The 19,584-nt window shown below is 63.5% G+C and carries 14 protein-coding genes; 13 read left to right on the plus strand and 1 reads right to left on the minus strand.

Going from position 1 to position 19,584, the window contains the following annotated elements:
- Positions 1-165: 165 nt before the first annotated feature.
- Positions 166-2,382, minus strand: a complete 2,217-nt coding sequence (locus P0Y58_17150; GenBank protein WEK28635.1) for a TonB-dependent receptor — start codon at positions 2,380-2,382, stop codon at positions 166-168.
- Positions 2,383-2,642: 260 nt separating this feature from the next.
- Between P0Y58_17150 and P0Y58_17155 the strand changes: the two genes are divergently transcribed.
- From P0Y58_17155 to P0Y58_17215, 13 genes are all read left to right on the plus strand, one after another.
- Positions 2,643-3,689 (plus strand): LacI family DNA-binding transcriptional regulator, encoded by a 1,047-nt coding sequence (locus P0Y58_17155; protein ID WEK28636.1) that lies wholly within the window; start codon positions 2,643-2,645, stop codon positions 3,687-3,689.
- Positions 3,690-3,773: 84 nt separating this feature from the next.
- On the plus strand, positions 3,774-4,664 hold the full coding sequence (locus tag P0Y58_17160) for a LysR family transcriptional regulator (protein ID WEK28637.1): 891 nt from the start codon (positions 3,774-3,776) through the stop codon (positions 4,662-4,664).
- A gap of 217 nt (positions 4,665-4,881) precedes the next feature.
- Positions 4,882-6,018 carry an acyl-CoA/acyl-ACP dehydrogenase gene (locus tag P0Y58_17165; protein WEK28638.1) on the plus strand — a complete coding sequence of 379 codons (1,137 nt, stop codon included), beginning with the start codon at positions 4,882-4,884 and terminating at the stop codon, positions 6,016-6,018.
- The gene (locus P0Y58_17170) at positions 6,015-6,959 is read left to right on the plus strand and encodes a D-isomer specific 2-hydroxyacid dehydrogenase family protein (GenBank protein ID WEK28639.1); all 945 of its coding nucleotides are present in this window, start codon (positions 6,015-6,017) and stop codon (positions 6,957-6,959) included. Before P0Y58_17165 ends, P0Y58_17170 begins: the two co-directional genes overlap by 4 nt.
- A 23-nt stretch (positions 6,960-6,982) precedes the next feature.
- Positions 6,983-7,777, plus strand: coding sequence for a class II aldolase/adducin family protein (locus tag P0Y58_17175; GenBank protein WEK28640.1), 795 nt, complete (start codon positions 6,983-6,985; stop codon positions 7,775-7,777).
- A 156-nt stretch (positions 7,778-7,933) separates the two neighbouring features.
- Positions 7,934-9,562, plus strand: coding sequence for an ABC transporter substrate-binding protein (locus P0Y58_17180; GenBank protein WEK28641.1), 1,629 nt, complete (start codon positions 7,934-7,936; stop codon positions 9,560-9,562).
- Positions 9,559-10,509, plus strand: coding sequence for an ABC transporter permease (locus P0Y58_17185; protein WEK28642.1), 951 nt, complete (start codon positions 9,559-9,561; stop codon positions 10,507-10,509). The genes P0Y58_17180 and P0Y58_17185 overlap by 4 nt, the downstream gene beginning before the upstream one ends.
- A gap of 2 nt (positions 10,510-10,511) precedes the next feature.
- Positions 10,512-11,402: an ABC transporter permease gene (locus P0Y58_17190; GenBank protein WEK28643.1), complete on the plus strand. Its 891-nt coding sequence runs from the start codon at positions 10,512-10,514 to the stop codon at positions 11,400-11,402.
- The gene (locus P0Y58_17195; protein WEK28644.1) at positions 11,399-13,024 is read left to right on the plus strand and encodes an ABC transporter ATP-binding protein; all 1,626 of its coding nucleotides are present in this window, start codon (positions 11,399-11,401) and stop codon (positions 13,022-13,024) included. Before P0Y58_17190 ends, P0Y58_17195 begins: the two co-directional genes overlap by 4 nt.
- Positions 13,025-13,317: 293 nt before the next feature.
- Positions 13,318-14,079 (plus strand): RHS repeat-associated core domain-containing protein, encoded by a 762-nt coding sequence (locus P0Y58_17200; GenBank protein ID WEK28645.1) that lies wholly within the window; start codon positions 13,318-13,320, stop codon positions 14,077-14,079.
- A 364-nt stretch (positions 14,080-14,443) separates the two neighbouring features.
- Positions 14,444-15,778, plus strand: a complete 1,335-nt coding sequence (locus tag P0Y58_17205; protein WEK28646.1) for an LLM class flavin-dependent oxidoreductase — start codon at positions 14,444-14,446, stop codon at positions 15,776-15,778.
- Between the two features lie 26 nt (positions 15,779-15,804).
- Positions 15,805-16,905, plus strand: coding sequence for an LLM class flavin-dependent oxidoreductase (locus tag P0Y58_17210; GenBank protein WEK28647.1), 1,101 nt, complete (start codon positions 15,805-15,807; stop codon positions 16,903-16,905).
- Positions 16,906-17,109: 204 nt separating this feature from the next.
- Positions 17,110-19,584 (plus strand): TonB-dependent receptor, encoded by a 2,475-nt coding sequence (locus P0Y58_17215; protein WEK28648.1) that lies wholly within the window; start codon positions 17,110-17,112, stop codon positions 19,582-19,584.

Here is a 19,584-nt window from a genome sequence, read left to right on the forward strand (position 1 = left end):
AAAGACCGCGATCCCTGTGGGAGCAACTGTCTTATTCAAAATCTTCAAGCTCGCACAATCTCTGTGGGAGCGGGCGAGCCCGCGAACACCGGCAAAGCCGGTGCCATCCACTGCGTTGCCTGTTTCGCGGGCGCGCCCGCTCCCAGTCCAAAAAGCGGCGCCGCGTCAGAAATCCTTGCGCAACTGCACGCCGAAGTAACGCCCGTCATCGCGCGGTACCGAGCGGTAGATGTAGTCGCCGCCACTGGCCAGCATCTGCGCATACGATTTGTCGCCCAGGTTCTTGCCCAGCAGGGCGACGCGCCAGCCGTCGTTGTAGTCGGCCAAGGCGATGCTGGCGTTCCAGATGCCATATGCGCCCTGCACGGTGTCCGGGTTCTGGTCGAGGCTGAACTGTACGGCGTCCTGCCAGCTGTAATCGCTGCTCAGTTCCACATCCAGGCCATTGTCCAGCGGGATCACGTAATCCGCCCGCAGGTAGGTCTTCCAGTCCGGCGTGAACGGCAGGCGGCCGCCATCGATATTGCAGTTGGCCGCCGCACCCGCCGGGCAGTTGAAGTGATCGACACGGGCCTTGGTGTAGGCCACGGCTGTCGACAGCTTCAGCCGCGAGGTGGCCTGGAAGCTGGCATCCAGCTCGACACCCTGGGTCTTGACCTTGCCGGCGTTGACCAGGCGGGTCACCACCTGGTTGGCCACGGTGTCGAAGAAGTTGGCCTGGTAGTTGTCGTAGTCGGTGTGGAATACCGCCAGGTTGGCGGTCAGGCGGTTGTCCAGCGCCGTGCTTTTCAAACCAATTTCGTAGGCATCCGAAGTTTCCGGCTTGAGTGCCCCGGTGTCGCGCGGCTGCATGTTGAAGAACACGTTGTAGGCCGGCCCTTTGTAGCCGCGCGAGTAGGTGACGTAGCCGGTCAGGTTGTCATTGAAGTCGTATTGCATGCCGGTGCGCCCGCTCCAGCCGTCCTCGTCCACCGAGCCGGAACTTGCGGTCGAAGGCTGGATACCGGTCACTGCGGTGGCCGAGGTGGAGGTGCGACGATGATCGTACTCCAGGTCGTCGTGGGTCCAGCGCAGGCCGAAAATGGCCCGCAAATCATCCGTGAAGTTGAAGGTGTTCTCACCGAACAACGCCACGCTGTCGTTGGTGGTGGAATAGTCGGCACGGCCACTGTTGGCCACACCGCCATTGACCGAAAGCCGCTGGTAGGTTTCGTTGGACGTGCCATGCATGTAAAAGGCGCCAAGCACATATTCGTTGAACTGCCCTTTGGGCGACGTCAGGCGAAACTCCTGGCTGTACTGGTCATAGTCCACCGTGCCCTTGTCATGGGACGCCGTCACCGGCAGCAAGGCACGGCGGTCGCCGTCTTGGTACTGGGTGTTGTCCCAGCCACGCCAGGCGCTGATCGAGGTCAGGGTGTAGTCGCCCAGCTGCCAGTCCAGTTGCGCTGAAAGCCCCTGGTTCTCGTCCTCGACATGGGTCTTGAAGTCGCTGTTGATATCACGGTTGTGCGCGCTTGGCGTCACCGGGCGCAGTTGGCTGGCGAATGCAGCACTGGCGCTGGTGATCACGCCGCTGGGCAAGGTGTCTTCGCCCTTCATGTAGTCGGCGATCAGGGTCAGGCGCACGTCTTCGTCGGGCTCGAACTCCAGCTTGCCGCGGGCGCCTTTGCGTTCGTAGCCATTGACGTCGTGGCCATTGGCAACGTTTTCGACGTTGCCATCGTAGTCGCCCCACAGGGTGCTCAGCGAACCCTTGAACTGCTCGCTCAGGCGCCCGCCAATACCAAAGCGCAGGCGGTTCTCGTCACCACCGCCAAAGTGCGAATAGTCCACGTAGCCTTGGGTCTGCTCGGGTATGGTCTTGCTGACCACATTGAGGACGCCCGCCGAGGCGTTCTTGCCGAACAAGGTCCCCTGCGGGCCGCGCAGCACCTCGATACGCTCAAGGTCGAGCAGGTCGAGGGTCGATTGGCCCGGGCGGCCGAACACCACGCCATCGACCACTGTCGCCACGGTTGGCTCGACGCCGGGTGAGGTAGAAATGGTGCCCACGCCACGGATGAACAGCGAGGTGTCCTTGTTCGAGGCGCCGGCACGGTAATTGAGCGTCGGCACCTGCTGGACGATGCTGGCAACGTTGTTGCGGTTGTCACGCTCCAGTTGTTCGCCATCGATCACCGACACTGCCACCGGCACTTCCTGCAGCGTGGCTTCGCGGCGCGTGGCCGTCACGGTAACCGCGCCCAATGCAGTGGCTTGCGCAGCCCCTGCTTCGGCCGGCTCGGCTGCCTGGGCAGCTTGGCCAAAAGCGGCCAGCAGGATGGCTGCGGCCAGCGGCCGACGTTGCGTAGCGGGGAAAGGTGTACGGCTTTTCTGCATGGTGCTCACTGCCTCGGGAAACCAGACCAGGCCCCTTTTGGCGGGGCCAACACGGAATTGCTGTGGTTGTCTGGTCTCGCTCGTGCGAGTGGCAGGCGCTTGCCAACAGCTGCGCTTGTTAGCGCTAACATGAGCAAGTATCAGAGGGGTTCGCTTAGCACGTCAAATACTTAAAAGTCAGTCTTATATGCAATAAAGCTATTTGCCAAGCGCCTTGACGTTAGCGCTACCATCGCGCCATTTCCCCAGGAGGCAGCCCGGTGAGCCAGGCCAAGGATCCCCCCCGCAAGCGTCGCGGCGCAGGCCGTGTCACCCTCGCCGAAGTGGCACGGGCTGCTGAGGTTTCAGCCATCAGCGTCTCGCGCTACTTCAACCAGCCAGACCAGGTTTCGCCGCCATTGCGCGCGCGTATCGAAGCCGCCGTGCAGGCGTTGGGCTATGTGCCCAACCTGGTGGCCGGGGGGCTGGCCTCGGCCCGTGGGCGCATAGTCGGCATGGTGATCCCGAACATCTCCGGGCCGATTTTCGCCCAGACTATCCAGGCGTTCAGCGACACCCTCAGCCGCCATGGCTACCAGTTGTTGCTGGCCTCCAGCTACTTCAGCGAAGCGCAGGAAGAAAGCGCGGTGCGGGCCTTTCTCGGCTGGTCGCCGGCAGCGTTGGTGGTGACCAGCCATTTCCACAGCCCTGCCACAGAAAAGATGCTGGCAGACGCAGACGTGCCCGTGGTGGAAATCTGGGACTACCGCCCTGAACGGGCGCCCCTGCAGGTGGGCTTCCTTCATCACCAGGTAGGCGCACAAGCCTGCCGCTATTTGCTGGAGAAGGGCCACCGGCGAATCGCTTTTGTACAAAACAGCGCGGCCGGCGACCTGAGTGCGCTGGAGCGGCGCGATGGCTATGTCGAGGCACTGCATGAAGCCGGGCTGGAGCCTTGGGTGTTCGTGCCCTCGGCTGACTGCGCACCGTTCGAGGCCGGCAAGCAGGCCATGGAAGCGTTGATCCGCCGTAACCCAAGGCCCGAGGCGATCATTTTCGCCAATGACAACCTGGCTGCCGGCGCCCTGCTGGCAGGCCAGCGCGCGGGTTTGCGCCTGCCCGAAGACATGGCGATCGTCGGCTTTGGCGACTACCCCTTTGCCGACATGCTGCTGCCCAGCCTGACCACCCTGCGCCCGCCCTCGCGGGAAATCGGTGAACTGGCTGCATTGCGTGTGCTACAGCACCTGGGTGTGGTGGCCTGTGAGGGTGAGGTGCAGCGGCTGAACCTGTTGGCGTGTGAGTTGGTTAACCGCGAGAGCGCTTAAGGTGCACAGGTGCTGTGACAATCCGGCCATTGGGGATTATTCTCCCCTGGTATGTCCCACCGCCCCACTATGTGAGCGCCGTATATGAAAATCGATGACATGGACGCCTTCGTGGCCGTCATCCGTTGCCAGTCGACCAACCTCGCCGCCGAGGCTTTGCAACTGACCCAGCCGGCCATCACCCGCCGGGTGCAGAACTTCGAGGAAGACCTGGGCGCCACCCTGCTCGACCGCAACACCAAGCCCCTGAAGCCGACCCCCATGGGCCTGCGGGTGTACGAGCAGTGCAAGGCGATCTTGCGGGAGATCGACTCGCTGCGTGAACTGGTGGCCAACGACGGCGCACCGTCCGGCACCCTGCGCCTGGGCGTGCCGCAAACCCTTGGCGATGTGGTGCTGCTCGATGCCTTGGCACAAATTCGTGAAACCTACCCCGACCTGCGCACCCAGGTTACCAGTGGCTGGGGCAGCAGCCTGATCGCACGCATGGAAAACGGCGAGCTGGATGCCGCTGCGGCGCTGTTCCCGCCCGGCAAGATCTTCCCCGAGGGCATCGCCAGCCAGTCTATCGCGCGCATGCCGCTGCGGGTGGTGGCGGCCAAGGGCAGTACCGGCAAGCGCAGCCTCAAGCTCAAGGACTGCTACACCCGTGGCTGGGTGCTCAACCCCGATGGTTGCGGCTTTCGCGCCGGGCTGCAGCGCGCGTTGAGCGAACAGGGGCTAAGGCTGTCGATCAACCTGGAGACCTTTGGCACCGAGCTGCAGCTGGGGCTGGTGGCCAGTGGGCAGGGGCTTGGGCTGGTGCCCGAGCCCTTGTTGCAGAACAGCCGTCACCGCGATGCGCTGGACGTGGTCAATGTGACGGACTTCAAGCCGCAGGTGGATTTGTGGCTGTTCCACCCACGCTACCTGGGCAACCTGCAGGATCCGGTTGAGCTGTTCGGCCGGGTGGCCGGGCAGCAACTCTGCGGGTGAGCTGAAATCGCAATCCCCTGTGGGAGCGGCCTTGCGTCGCGATCGGGCTGCGTAGCAGCCCTAGTAATTCGATCGCGACAAAATAACTGGTACGCATAAATAAATATAAATGTAATACTCACAATTAATAATTAGCATATAACCAAAAAGACTTTTACAGCAATCATCCATACGAATACGGTCTTAGAAACCCACCGTGTTCCAGGGATGAATACCCATGAGTCACCCCCCTTCCGCCAGCGCGCTTGCCGAGCTTACCCAGGCCTTGGCCGCCAACGCCGAACGCTACGACCGCAGCGGCCAGTTCCCCGCCGACAATTTCAGCCTGTTGCACCGCCACGGCCTGCTAGGTTTCACCGTGCCTCGCACCTTGGGCGGCGGCGGTGCCGACCTGGCCAGTGCGCGCCAGGTAATCGCCGCTGTCGGCAAAGGCTGCCCGTCTACCGCCCTGATCCTGGTGATGCAATACCTGCAGCACTTCCGCCTGCAGGACGAAGACCGCTGGCCCGAGCACCTGCGCCTGCAGGTGGCCCGCACCGCAGTGGCCGACGGCGCGCTGATCAACGCGTTTCGCGTCGAACCGGAACTGGGCACCCCCGCCCGTGGCGGCCTGCCGGCCACCCTCGCCCGGCGCACTGCCGAAGGTTGGCGGTTGTCCGGGCGCAAGATCTACTCCACCGGCAGCCATGGCCTGACCTGGTACCTGGTATGGGCCCGCAGCGACGACCAGGACCCACTGGTGGGCGGCTTCCTGGTGCACAAGGACACCCCGGGCATCCACATCGTCGAAGACTGGGATCACCTCGGCATGCGCGCCACCTGCAGCCATGAGGTGCAATTCGACGAGGTGCTGATCCCGCTCGATCATGCCGTCAGCGTCAGCCCGGCCAGCGCACCGCGCCCCGAGCTCGACAGCACCGGCCTGCTGTGGATGGCTGTGTTGCTGCCAGCGCTTTACGACGGTGTGGCCCAGGCCGCGCGCGACTGGCTGGTGCAGTTTCTGAACCAGCGGGCGCCATCCAACCTGGGTGCACCGCTGGCCAGCCTGCCGCGTTTTCAGGACGTGGTCGGCCGCATCGACACGTTGCTGTTCGCCAACCAGAGCCTGCTGAACGCGGCCGTGACCGGGCAGGTCGATCCCCGCCATGCCGGGCAGCTCAAGCACCTGGTAAGCCGCAACGCCATCCAGGCCGTAGAACTGGCCATCGAGGCTGCCGGCAACCCTGGCCTGTCGCGGCGCAACCCGCTGGAGCGGCACTACCGTGATGTGCTGTGCAGCCGCATCCACACCCCTCAGGACGACGTGGTGCTCGGCCATGTCGGCCGCACTGCACTGGCGGAGGTGGCGGCATGAGCCATTCGATCATCGCCAGCCAGCTGGACGCACCTGCCAACCAATACCTGCGCGATCAATTGCCCGACCACGAGGTGATCGATATCGCCCCGGGCCAGTTGCAGCTGGACGTACCCGCTGATGTGTTCATCGTGCGCCCGATCAATGTGCGCGGTAACCGTGTAGACAACCCTCCAGCCGGCTGGCCGTGGACGTTGCGCTGGGTGCAGGTGGTTTCTTCGGGCATCGACTTCTACCCCGACTGGGTGTTTCAGGGCCCGCCGGTCACCAGTGGCCGCGGCGCCAATGCCGAGCAGGTGGCCGAATTCGCCCTGGCCCTGGTGTTTGCTGCGGCCAAACAACTGCCGGGCCTGTGGGTCAAGGACGCCGACTGGCGCCTGACCCCGCTGGCCCCGGTGCGTGGCCGCACCTTGGGCATCTTCGGTTTCGGCAGCATCGGCCAGAGCCTGGCACGCAAGGCAACCGCCCTGGGCATGCCGGTACTGGCGCTGAACCGCCCAGGCCAGCCCATTGCCGAGGTGCCGGGCGTGAAGCGCGTCGACAACTTGCAACAGCTGTTTGCCGGCAGCGATCACCTGGTCATCGCCGCCCCGCTCACCCCCGCCACCCGTGGCCTGATCGACCGCCAGATACTGGCCCAGGCAAAGCCTGGGTTGCACCTGATCAACATCGCCCGTGGCGGGCTGCTGGACCAGGGCGCACTGCTCGAAGCCCTGAACAACGGGCTGATCGGCCGCGCCAGCCTCGATGTCACCGAGCCCGAACCGTTGCCGGCAGGCCACCCGCTGTACCACCACCCACGGGTATTCCTGTCGCCGCACACTTCGGCTATTTCCGAGGACGGCTACCCCGCGCTGCTGGAGGCATTCCTCGACAACTTTTCCCGTTATCGCGAACAGGCACCGCTGCTCAACCTGGTCGACACCCAGCGCGGCTACTGAACCCACACCTATTGGAGAACACCATGACTGCACTGTCTGTCGTCACCGCCCAGGAAAACACCGTGCGCCAACGGGTCAGCGCCGAAGAGTGGGAGGTGCGGGTCAAACTGGCCGCAGCCTACCGCCTGGCCGCACTGTTGCGCTGGACCGACCACATCTACACGCATTTTTCGGCGCGCGTACCGGGGCCTGACGAGCACTTCCTGATCAATGCCTTCGGCCTGCTGTTCGACGAAATCACCGCGTCCAACCTGGTCAAGGTGGACGTGGACGGCACCATCATCGACGACCCGCTGGGCCTGGGCATCAACCAGGCGGGCTATGTGATTCACAGCGCAATCCACCGCGCCAGGCACGACCTCAAGGCCGTGCTGCACACCCATACCCGCGATGGCGCGGCAGTGTCGGCCCAGCGCGACGGCCTGCTGCCGATCTCACAACACGCCCTGGCGTACTACAGCCGGGTGGCGTACCACGACTACGAAGGCGTCGCCCTGGACCTGGACGAGCAGCAGCGGCTTGTGGCCAACCTGGGTGACAGCAATATCCTTATCTTGCGCAACCATGGCCTGCTGACCGGGGGTGTCAGTGTGGAGCATGCCTTCCGTGAGCTTCACGGGCTTGAGCGTGCCTGCAACATCCAGGTGGCGGCGCAGGCCGGGGGCAATGACCAGTTGCTGCATGCTGCGCCGGCGGCAATTGCCAAGGTGCATGAGCAGTCCAAGCGGTTTTCTGATGGATTGGGGGAAGGTATTCAGCGGCACTGGGATGCGCTGATCCGTCAGCTGGACCGGGAGGGGCTGGATTACCAGAACTGACTGGCAACTAGCCGCTGCCTGCACTGGCCTCTTCGCGGGCACGCCCGCTCCCACAGGTAACCCGCAAGTTTTGAAAACTACGCAGTACTTGTGGGAGCGGGCGTGCCCGCGAAGAGGCCAGCACAGGCAAAATCACTATTACGGAAGGAACACCCAATGCCCCCATTCCACCTGGCCAGAAACCTGCTGGCCGGCGCCAGCCTGGCCCTGGCCCTAGCCGCCTGCTCCCCCTCCGGCGAGGAAAGCGCCAGCAAAACCCTGAACATCGCCTTCTGGGGCGACAACACCACGCTGGTCAGTGTCGACCCGTTCCAGGTCTACTGGCTGGAGCATCGCGTATTGCTGCGCAACGTCGCTGAATCGCTCACCGACCAGGACCCGGCCACCGGCCGTATCATCCCTTGGCTGGCAAGCAGCTGGGAGGTCAGCGACGACGCCCTCAGCTACACCTTCCACCTGCGTCAGGACGTCTCCTTCAGCAACGGCGAGCGCTTCGACGCCCAGGCCGTGAAAACCGCGTTCGACAGCAACAAGGCCTTCGCTGCTCAGCTGCCCGCCACGTTCGGCGCAACCTACCTGGCCGGCTTCGACCATGCTGAAGTGGTCGACCCGTTCACCGTGCGCCTGGTGTTGTCGAAGCCCAACGCAGGCTTCCTGCAGGCCACGTCCACCACCAACCTGGCCATCCTCGCCCCGGCCTCTTATGCGCTTAGTGCCCAGGAGCGCTCGCTTGGCAAAATCATCGGCACCGGCCCGTTCATCCTCGAACACTACACCCCGGAAGTCGGCGCACGCCTGGTCAAGCGCGCGGACTATGCCTGGGCCTCGGCCAACGTCAAGAACCCCGGGGCCGCCCACCTGGACAGCGTGGAAATCAGCTACATTCCCGAAGAAAGCGTGCGCAACGGTCTGTTCCTGCAGGGCAAGGCCGACATTCTCTGGCCGCGCAACCCGTTCTCCGAAGTCGACCTGAAGCTGTTCCAGGCAAAGGGCGCGAGCATCCAGAGCCGTTCGTTGCCAGGCCCTGCGCTCAACCTCTACCCCAACACCCGCAACGACCGGCTGCTTGGCGACCGCCAGGTGCGCCTGGCCCTGCAGAAAGCCATCGACCGCACCAGCTATGCGCACACCGTCTACAGCGCCGACTTCCCGGTGGTAACCGGGGTGTATGACGTGACCACACCGTACTTCAAGCCCCAGGCCGACAAGCTGGCCTACGACCCACAGGCCGCAGAGCGCCTGCTGGACGGTGCAGGCTGGAGCAAGGGCGATGACGGCTACCGGCACAAGGACGGCAAACGCCTGACACTGCGCTACAACCTCACCCCTGCCGAAAGCGCCGGTGATGTGCTGGTGCAGGACCAACTGCGCAAGGTCGGCATCGACCTGAAGCTGAACGTGCTGACCCGTGCCGAATGGGTGGCCGGCAACGCCTCGGGCAACTACGACCTCACCTCTACCTACATGACTCGCGCCGATCCGATCATCCTGCAAACCATCCTCGACCCGCGCGCCGCCAGCAGTGCCACCTTGGCCACCAATACGTACGAGCCGCACACCCTGGCCAAGGCGCAGACCTTGTTCGACAACGGCATTACCGCCACCCACGACGAACAACGCGCCCAGGCCTATGGCCAGCTGCAAGACCTGCTGGTAGACGAAGCCTCGGTGTTCCCGCTATATGAGCGCGTGTGGCAAGCTGCCACCGCACCTCGGGTCAAGGACTTCCGCTGGACAGCCGAAGGCTTTGCCTTCCTCAGTGACATCCAGGTCGCGCAGCCATGAACCGCTACCTGATTGGCCGCATCGGTCAGGCGCTGCTGGTGCTATGGGGCGCCTATACCATCACCTACTTCATCCTCTACCTGCTACCCGGTGACACGCTGGCGATCATGCTCAGTGCATCGGGCATGGAAGCCGATGGCCTGTCACCCGAAGACCTGGCCAAGGCACGCGCTTACTACGGGCTGGACAAGGGCATTTTCGAGCAGTACTTCGACCTGCTGTGGCGGGCCGTGCACGGCGACCTGGGCCAGTCGTTGTCACTGAACCGGCCGGTGACTGCACTGCTGGCCGAGCGCCTGCCACAAACCCTGGCCTTGGCCGGCCTGGCCATCGTGCTGTCGTTGCTTGGCGGCATCGGCCTGGCCTACCTCACCGCCTACCTGCAATGGCAACCGCTGAAAGTTGCCCTGTCGCGCTTGCCGTCACTGGGCTTTTCGGTACCGGTGTTCTGGATGGGGCTGCTGCTGATCCAGGTGTTCGCCTTCGGCCTGGGCTGGTTTCCGGCCACCGGCAGCCAGGGTTTTGCGAGCCTGGTTCTGCCGGCGGTGACATTGGCCATCCCCAGTGCTGCGGTGTACGCACAGGTGTTACAGCGTGGCTTCCAGAGCGTATGGCAGGAGCCCTATATCGCCACCGCGTTCGCCAAGGGCCTGAGCCGTGCACAGGTGCAGGCGCGGCACGGCCTGCGCAATGCGGCCCTGCCGATTCTTACGCTGATCGGTTTACAGGTGGGCAACACGGTGTCCGGGGCGGTACTGGTCGAGACCATCTTCTCGCGTAATGGCGTCGGCCGGTTGGCCCAGGAAGCGGTGCTGCGTCAGGACATCCCGGTGGTGCTGGCGATTGTCGCGGTGTCGGCGGCAGCTTTCGTGTTGGTGAACCTGATCGTCGACCTGCTCTACCCGTACCTTGACCCCCGTATCACCCACGCCACTAAGGTGACCTGACCATGACCGCCGAGACTCATCCCCTGCGCGCCGCCGTCCCGCCAGCCACCTGGAAGCGCCGCTCACACCTGCAGCGCCTGGGCCAGGCACTCGCGCCTTTGTTGGCGCGCCCGGGCTTCAGCCTGGCGCTGCTGGTGGTGCTGTTCGCCCTGCTGGCGGCACTGGCGCCGCACTGGCTGACCAGCTTCGACCCTTACGCTACCGCGCCCGCCGACAAGCTACGGGCACCGGGCGCCGCCCACTGGTTCGGCACCGACGAACTCGGCCGCGACCTGTATACCCGCGTGGTATATGGCGCCAGCCTGTCGGTGCAAGCCGCATTGCTGGCAGTTGGCATTGCCCTGACAGGCGGCTTGAGCCTGGGGGTACTCGCCGGGTTTGCCGGCGGGCGTGTGGATGCCACCCTCATGCGCCTGGTCGATGTGCTGCTGGCCCTCCCCGGCCTGCTGCTGGCTCTGGCCATTGTCACCGCCATCGGTTTTGGCACGGTGCCAGTGGCGATCGCCGTCGGCATCGGCATCATCCCAGGCTTCGCCCGTACCACCCGTGGCGAAGTGCTGCGGGTCAAGACCCTGCCCTATGTCGAAGCCGCACGCCTGGGTGGCGCCAGCTGGCGGCGCACCTTGCTGCGGCATGTGTTGCCCAATGCCTGGGGGCCGGTGGCCGTGCTGGCCACGCTGGACTTCGGCGCCGCCATCCTGGCCACTGCCGGCCTGAGTTTTCTCGGTTTTGGCGCAGCACCACCAGCGGCGGAATGGGGCACCTTGATTGCCAACGGCAGGCACTTTCTGATCACGGCACCTTGGGTGTCGCTGCTGCCCGGCCTGTTCGTGGTCGCCGTGGTGTTCAGCCTCAACCACCTTGCCCGCACCTTCGAGGAGCACGCACGATGACCAATCAACCATTGCTTGTGGTACGCGACCTCAGCATCAGCTATCACACCTCCGGCCATACCACGCAAGCCGTCAAACACCTTGCCTTCAGCCTGGCCCAAGGCGAAACCGTGGCCATTGTCGGCGAATCAGGCTCGGGCAAGTCGACCTTGGCCAATGCCCTGCTTGGCCTGCTACCGGGCACGGCACGCGTCGACAGCGGCCAGCTGTGGGTAGACGGGTTGGATGTGGCGCGCGCCAGCGAACGCCAGATGCGCCAGCTGCGTGGGCGTACCGTCGGCCTGGTGCCGCAAGACCCCATGGTCAGCCTCAACCCCACCCTGCGCATCGGCCAGCAGATCGGTGAGGCACTGGTGTTGGCCCAAAGCGGCCGTTCACGCAGCGTCGATGCCGATGTGCTGGAATTGCTTGCCCAGGTTGGGCTGGACAACCCAGCCCTGCGCGCCCGCCAGTACCCGCACGAACTGTCTGGCGGCATGCGCCAGCGGGTGCTGATCGCCATCGCGCTGGCCGGCAACCCGCGCCTGATCATCGCCGACGAACCCACCAGCGCGCTGGATGTGACCGTGCAACGCAAGATCCTCGATCACTTGCAGCGGCTGGTGGCCGAGCGCGGCATCTCGTTGCTGATCATTACCCACGACCTGGGCATGGCGACCGACCGCGCCGACCGCCTGCTGGTGATGAAACAGGGCGAACTGGTGGAACAAGGCGCACCTGCGCAGATCGTGCAGGCACCGCAGCACCCCTACACCCGCGCCCTGCTCAATGCCGCGCCGGCATTCAGCGCCCGTCGCCAGCCCCGGCAACTGGCGCCGGACGCAAAGCCGATCCTCAGCCTGCAGGGTGTTGGCAAAACGTTCGAGTTGCCCAAAGTGAAGGGCCAGGACAACCGCTTTGTCGCGTTACAGGGCCTGGACCTACAGGTTCACCCGGGGCAAACGCTGGCCATCGTCGGTGAATCCGGTTCGGGCAAAAGCACCGCACTGCGCATTGCCCTGGGCCTGGAAGCGCCCAGCCAAGGCCGTGTGCTTTTCGACCAAGAGGATGTCACTGGCCACAGCTGGCGCCAGTTCCGCCCCTTGCGCCGCCGCATGCAGCTGGTGCAGCAAAACCCGTTTGCCGCCCTCGACCCGCGTTTCACGGTATTCGACAGCATCGTCGAGCCGCTGGTGTCGTTTGGCCTTCTCAAAGGTGCAGCGTTGGAGCAGCGCGCACGCGAACTGATCGAGCGCGTGCACCTGCCGCTCAGCTATCTGGACCGCCTGCCTCGCGAACTGTCTGGCGGCCAACGCCAGCGAGTGGCCATCGCCCGGGCGCTGGCGCTGCAGCCAGAACTGTTGCTGCTCGACGAGCCGGTCAGTGCACTGGATGTGTCGGTGCAGGCCCAGATTCTGGCACTGCTGGATGAACTGCAACGGGAGCTGGGCATGGCTTATGTGCTGGTGTCGCATGATCTCGCGGTGGTAGCGAGCATGGCTGACCACGTGCTGGTGCTGCGCCAGGGGCAGGTGGTAGAGCGCGGGACAGTGGCGCAGGTGTTCGAGCGACCCGACAGCAGTTACACACGCGAGTTAATTGAATCAATACCAGGTCGGCGTGAGGCGGTAGCCGTCGTCTAACTGCGGCAACTGGCAATTTTGCCAGTTGCCGGTTTGCTCGCTCCCCTTCAAGGTTTCAGGACAGTACGAAGGAGGTGTAGAGCATGAGACTTTTTTACCAAGCCAACTCACTGAACACACTAGCATGTGAAGACAATACAACTCGGCTTTTCGGGCGAGGCGGGCATACTCAAGCCGTTAAGCTCCATCCTCTTGGCAGCGTACAGATACTCGCGACAAATAGTATGTTCACACCCCTTGCGATGATTAGCCCCCAAGTTCGACATCCCTTGATACACAACGCATTCGGGCTCATGAAGTTGCCTGCTGGACAGCCGGTCGGGTTCAATGGAGAGCGCCTCGAAAGGCAAAGCGGCATGTACGCACTGGGCCACGGCTACCGCTGGTATTCAACGACACTGATGAGATTCAACAGCGCTGATAGCGTGAGTCCTTTCGGGGCCGGAGGTACCAATGCCTACGCTTACGTGAGAAATGATCCGGTTAACCTGTTTGACCCTGATGGCCACTCCCCGGCCGGCCCGACCGCTGTCCAAGGCAGGATGTTCAATTTCCATACTGGCCTTAAGAAAATAATTCCATTCGAAGGCGATTACGGCATCTATAAGTCAACGAGTAGACTTTTCACAAAACCCAAATTATTCGTATACACCCACGGCAGACAAAACGCACTCAAGATTGACGGAAAAGCGTTGAGCCCCAATGAATTCAATGAATGGCTAAAGGCGAAGAACGTCAAAGTAAAACATTATAAGGAAGTCGTCTTCGCTGCCTGTTTGAGTGAGTACCCTGAACCAGGCGCAACATCTTTTGCTCAGCAGTTTTCAAACCTCAACAACGTTAAAGTCTCGGCGCTGAAAGGCCTGGGCTGGGCTTTTATCACCCAAGACTTTAACCCCAAGAAATCTCAGCTTGGCTTGTTATCCGAGCCTTACGCCGGGATTTTTCCAGAGCCTTTACATGAGGGCTCTCGAGGCCTGGAACTCTTTCCGCGGGCGTATGACTTCACACGCGTTACACCCCAGAGTGCCAGGCGTGTCCGTGAGGATGGCTGACCTCTCATACCAGTAGGCTTGGCGGTCAAAGTCAGGTGAAGCGGCTGTGGCGGCTGCTTCGCGGGCACTCCCGAGACCGCAGGAAATTACATAAAATGATTTTTATGCATTCTGCATGCATCACTAAATTCATTTAAAACATAATTAGCATAGAACCACAAAGCCTTTCACAACCCCACCCCACACCCGCTAAGGTCACTCCAGACCGACCCCATTTCCTGGCGGAGGCCGTCCACCTCGACCACGCCAGGAGCCTTGCGCGCATGCACCTCTCTCTCCCACAACCCTGCTTCATCGACCCCCCAGGGCCAGGTGAGGCATGGCTTTCCCGATTCCTTTTGCAACACAACCCACAGGTATTCCGATGAGCAAACGACAGATCCGCCTGGGCGCCATGATCCATGGCGTCGGTCACGGCTGGGGCGAATGGCGCCACCCTGAAGCGCTGGCCGATGCCAGTGTCAATTTCGGCTTCTACAAACAGCAGGCGAAGCTGGCCGAGGCGGCAAAGTTCGACTTCGCCTTCATCGCCGACAGCCTGCACATTCACGCCCGCTCAAGCCCTCACTACCTCAACCGTTTCGAGCCGCTGACCATTCTTTCGGCGCTGGCGGCGGTAACCGACCACATCGGGCTGGTGGCCACGGTCACGGTCAGCTACACCGAGCCGTTCCAGGTAGCACGCCAATTCGCCTCGCTGGACCTGATCAGCGGCGGGCGCGCAGGCTGGAACGTGGTGACATCCTGGCTTTCCGGCACTGCCGATAACTTCGGCAAGGCTGAACACCCGCCGCATGCCGTGCGTTATCGCATTGCCCGTGAGCACGTGAATGTGGTCAAGGGGCTGTGGGACTCGTGGGAAGACAACGCATTTACCCGCGACAAGCAAAGCGGGCAATTCTTCGACCCGGCCAAACTGCACACCCTCGGCCACCAGGGTGAGTACTTCAAGGTAAAGGGGCCCCTTAACATCCAGCGTTCGCCCCAGGGCCAGCCGCTGATCTTCCAGGCTGGGGTGTCCGAAGACGGTCGCAACTTCGCTGCGCAGAACGCTGACGCCATCTTTGTCAGCCCAGAAACGTTCGACGACGCCCACGCCTATTACCAGGACCTCAAACAGCGTGCCGTGCGCCATGGTCGCGAGCCGAACGCTCTGTTCATCCTGCCCGGCATCCGCCCCATCGTCGGTCGCAACTCCGAGGAGGTCGAGCAACGCTACCAGCAGGCCGTAGACCTGGTCAGCATCGAGGATGCCCTGGTAGCCCTGGGCCGGCCTTTCAACGACTACGACTTCAGCCAGCATGACCTGGATGCGCCCTTCCCCGATCTCGGCACCCTGGGCAACGACAGCCACAAGGGCACCTCGGACCAGCTCAAGCAACTGGCCCGTGATGAAGGGCTGAGCCTGCGTGAACTGGCACTGCGCTTCTCGCGCCCGCGCAGAGACTTCGTCGGCACCCCGGAGCAGGTTGCCGATGCATTGCAGCACTGGTTCGAAAACGGTGCTGCCGACGGTTTCATCATCAACTCGTTGCTACCGGACGGCCTGCAGTACTTCACCGAGCACGTGGTGCCGCTGCTGCAAGGCCGTGGCCTGGTGCGCAGTGAGTACACCGGTACGACCCTGCGCGAGAATTTCGGCCTCAGCGTGCCAGAAAACCGCAACACCCTGCGCCGCAACCGGACAGCGGTTGCCTGAGCCCATCCAGACAAGGAGTTTGTTTCATGAGCCTCGAATTCATCGGCCTCATCGGCCCGCAGGAAAGCAGCGAATCCCAGGCACCGCGCGGCCCGCTGGTCGACCTCGACTTTATCAAGGCCTTCTCCCAGGCCCAGGAATATGGCGGCTTCGACAAGGCTTTGCTGGCGGTCAACACCAGTGCGCCAGACTCGATGATCCTGGCCAGCTACGTGGCAGCGCTTACCGAGCGGATCGGCCTGCTGGTCGCACACCGCCCAGGCTTCCAGGCGCCAACCTTCGCTGCCCGCCAGTTCGCCACCCTCGACCAGTTGAGCCGGGGCCGGGCCTCGATCAACGTCATCACCGGCGGCGACAGCGGCGACCTGCAGCGCGATGGCGACTTCCTCGACAAGGATGCCCGCTATGCCCGCACCGACGAATACCTGCAGGTGCTGCGTGACACCTGGACCCGCCAGGAGCCCTTCGATCACCAGGGTACTCACTACCGCATCGAAGACAACCTGACACTGGTCAAACCGGTGCAGCATTTGCCAATCTACTTTTCCGGCGCGTCAGACGCCGCAGTCGAAGTGGCCGCCAAGCACGCTGACGTCTACATGATGTGGGGCGAACCGCTGGAGCAGGTACGCGAGCGCATTGCCAAAGTCCGTAAGGCCGCCGCCCGCTACGGGCGCGAGAAGCACATCCGCTTCAGCCTGTCGTTGCGACCGATCCTGGGCGGCACCGAGGCCGAAGCCTGGGCCCGCGCCGAGCGTATTCTGGCCGATGCCCAGGAACGCATCGGCATCCGCCAGGGCAACCGCCGCGAGAAAAACTTCGGCAAGAGCAACGCCGGCTCCGAACGCCTGGTGCAACTGGCCAGCCAGCGCAAGGTGCATGACACCCGGCTGTGGACCGAGATTGCGGCGCTAGGTGGCGGTGCAGGTAACTCCACCTCGCTGGTGGGTACTGCGGACCAAGTGGCCGAGGCCGCATTGGCCTATTACGAACTGGGGGTGACCACCTTCCTGTTCCGCGGCTTTGACCAGCTGCGCGATGCTGTGGAGTACGGGCAGGACCTGATTCCGCGGATTCGTGCGCTGGTTCAACAGCAAGAAGCTGGGCGCACCGCGCGCACGGCCTGAATCCGTCGCCTGAACGGGTCTTTTCGCGGGCTCGCCAGCGCCCACAGGGATATCACTGCAATCAAGCCCTGTGACGTACCTGTGGGAGCGGGCAAGCCCGCGAAGAGGCCGGCACAGCAAAACACTTTCCCATACCCCTCACGCCAGCCCAATCGGGGCCTGGCGCCTATTCGCCTGCGTGCTCCACCGTATTCCGAGGACATGATGTCTAGAACACCGCTTTTCGCCCTGCCCCTGGCCTGCCTGCTCACCCCGTTCGCCGATGCTGCTTCAACCACCGAAGACCAACGCCTGGACACCGTCACGGTGATCTCCACCGGCCTGCGTGGCAACCAGCGCACCGTCGCCGACAGCCCGGCACCAATCGACGTGATCAGCAGCGAGCAACTGCTGCGCACCGGTCGCGCCGAGCTGTCCGAGGCCATTTCCAAACTGCTGCCCTCGTTCAACTTCGGCACCAACATCGCCGGCTTTCAGTCTGGCGTGCGGCCACTGAGCAACCGCAGCCTGGGCCCGGCCTACACCCTGGTGCTGGTCAATGGCAAGCGCCGCCACAACAGCGCCGTGCCGGCCAGCGGCTCGACCGACAACAGCGGTGCCAACGCCGTTGATATCGACATGATCCCGGTCAGCGCGGTATCACACATCGAAATCCTGAAAGACAGCGCCGCCGCCCAGTACGGCTCGGATGCGGTGGCCGGGGTGATTAATATCATCCTCAAGAGCGCCAGCAGCGGCGGCCATTACGAAAGCAGCTACGGCCAGTTGTACAGCGGCCAGGGCGAAACCATCAAGCTGGCTGGCGACCAAGGTTTCAGCCTGGGTGACGGCGGTTTCCTGCACCTGTCGGGCGAGGCACGCAAGCGCGGCACCGCCAACTGGATCGACAAGGCTGCTCCCGATTACCGCGCCTACTTCGAAGACGACCGCCAAGCCGCCTGGGACCACCGGGCGGTGAAGAACGGCGACCCCGACCTGCGTGCCTTCAACCTCGGTTACAACGCCGAGCTACCCATCAGCGACGACCTGAAGCTGTATTCGTTCGCCACCTATGCCGAGCGCAAGCTCGAGGCCTTCAACAACTACCGCCTGCCCAACAGTAACGCCTCGATCCCGGAGTTGTTCCCCGACGGATACTTCCCGCTCAACAACATCAAGGACACCGACTATCAGTGGCTACTCGGTGCCCGAGGCGCCGCCGGTGCCTGGGACTGGGACCTGTCCACCACCTACGGGCGCAACAAGAACCAGCAGTCCAGCGACCTGACCATCAACCCCACCTACGGCCCAGCCTCGCCAACCTCGTTCGATGACCTGGCAACCTTGCAGTTCGACCAGTGGGTAAACAACCTGGACATCACCCGCGCCTTCGACGGCATGTTCGGCGTGGCGGTACCCACCCGCGTCTCGGCCGGCCTGGAGCACCGCTGGGAGCGCTTCCAGACCTTCGCCGGCGACCCCATCGCCTACAGCGTCGGGCCCTACACCTACCCGGCCACCCTGGCCGACGGGCGCCCCAACCCGCTCTATGCCCTGGCCAACGGCCAGACCGCCGTGGGCGCCCAGGCTGCGCTGACCATCCGCCCGGAAGATGAGGCCGATGTGAAGCGCAACAACTATGCCGCCTACATCGACCTCGGCCTGGACCTGACCCCGCGCTGGTACCTGGGCGCCGCCGCGCGCGTCGAGCACTACGACGACGACTCGGGCAACACCGCCAGCTTCAAGCTCAATTCACGCTATGAACTGAGCGAAACCGTGGCAGTACGTGGCACTTTGGGCAGCGGTTTCCGCGCACCGTCTCTGACCCAGAGCGGCTACACCGTCAGCGACAACCGCACCGCGCTGGACGCCGACGGCAATGTGGTGCCGGCCTTGCGCCGCACGGTGGCGCCCGGCAGTGCCGCTGCGCTGGCATTCGGCGGCGACAAGCTCGACCCGGAGAAATCGCGCAACGCCGGCCTTGGCCTGACCTGGCAACCGGCGCGCCGCACCAGCGTCACTCTGGACACCTACCTGATCGACATCGACGACCGCATCCTGTTGACCGAAAACCTCTACGACCGGCAGAACGGTGCCGGTGCCATTGGCGACATTCTCGAATCGCTGGGCCTGGCACGCACCACCTGGATCAACTACTACACCAATGCCTTCGATACCCGCACCCGCGGCCTCGACCTGGTGGGTGATCACACCAGCGAGTTCGGAGCCTGGGGGGATGTGCGCTGGACCTTGGGCTTCAACTGGAACAAGACCACCGTACGCGGCACCCGTGGCACGCCCGCAGCATTGGCGGCTGCCGGCATTGACGTGGTGGGCCATGGCCGCGAAGGCGACCTGGTGGCAGCCTCGCCGAAAACCAAATGGGTACTGGGCAGCCAATGGTTGCTGGGCAACTTCACCGGCACCTTGCAGACCACCCGCTACGGCAAGGTCGAGACCTGGCAGCAAAACCGGGCCCAGGACCGCACCTTCGGCGCCAAGTGGATCACCGACCTGGACCTGTCGTACCTGCTGTTCGACAGCCTGACCGTGAGCCTGGGCGGCACCAATATCTTCAATGTGCGGCCTGACAAAAACGGCGTGTACAACGCCAACGGCAACCAGGCGGCGTACGGTAACCCGCCGTTCCACCCAGGCGGGGGCTATTGGTACACCAAGCTGGCCTATGACTTCTGA

Source organism: Candidatus Pseudomonas phytovorans, assembly GCA_029202525.1.
Taxonomy (GTDB): Bacteria; Pseudomonadota; Gammaproteobacteria; order Pseudomonadales; family Pseudomonadaceae; genus Aquipseudomonas; species Aquipseudomonas phytovorans.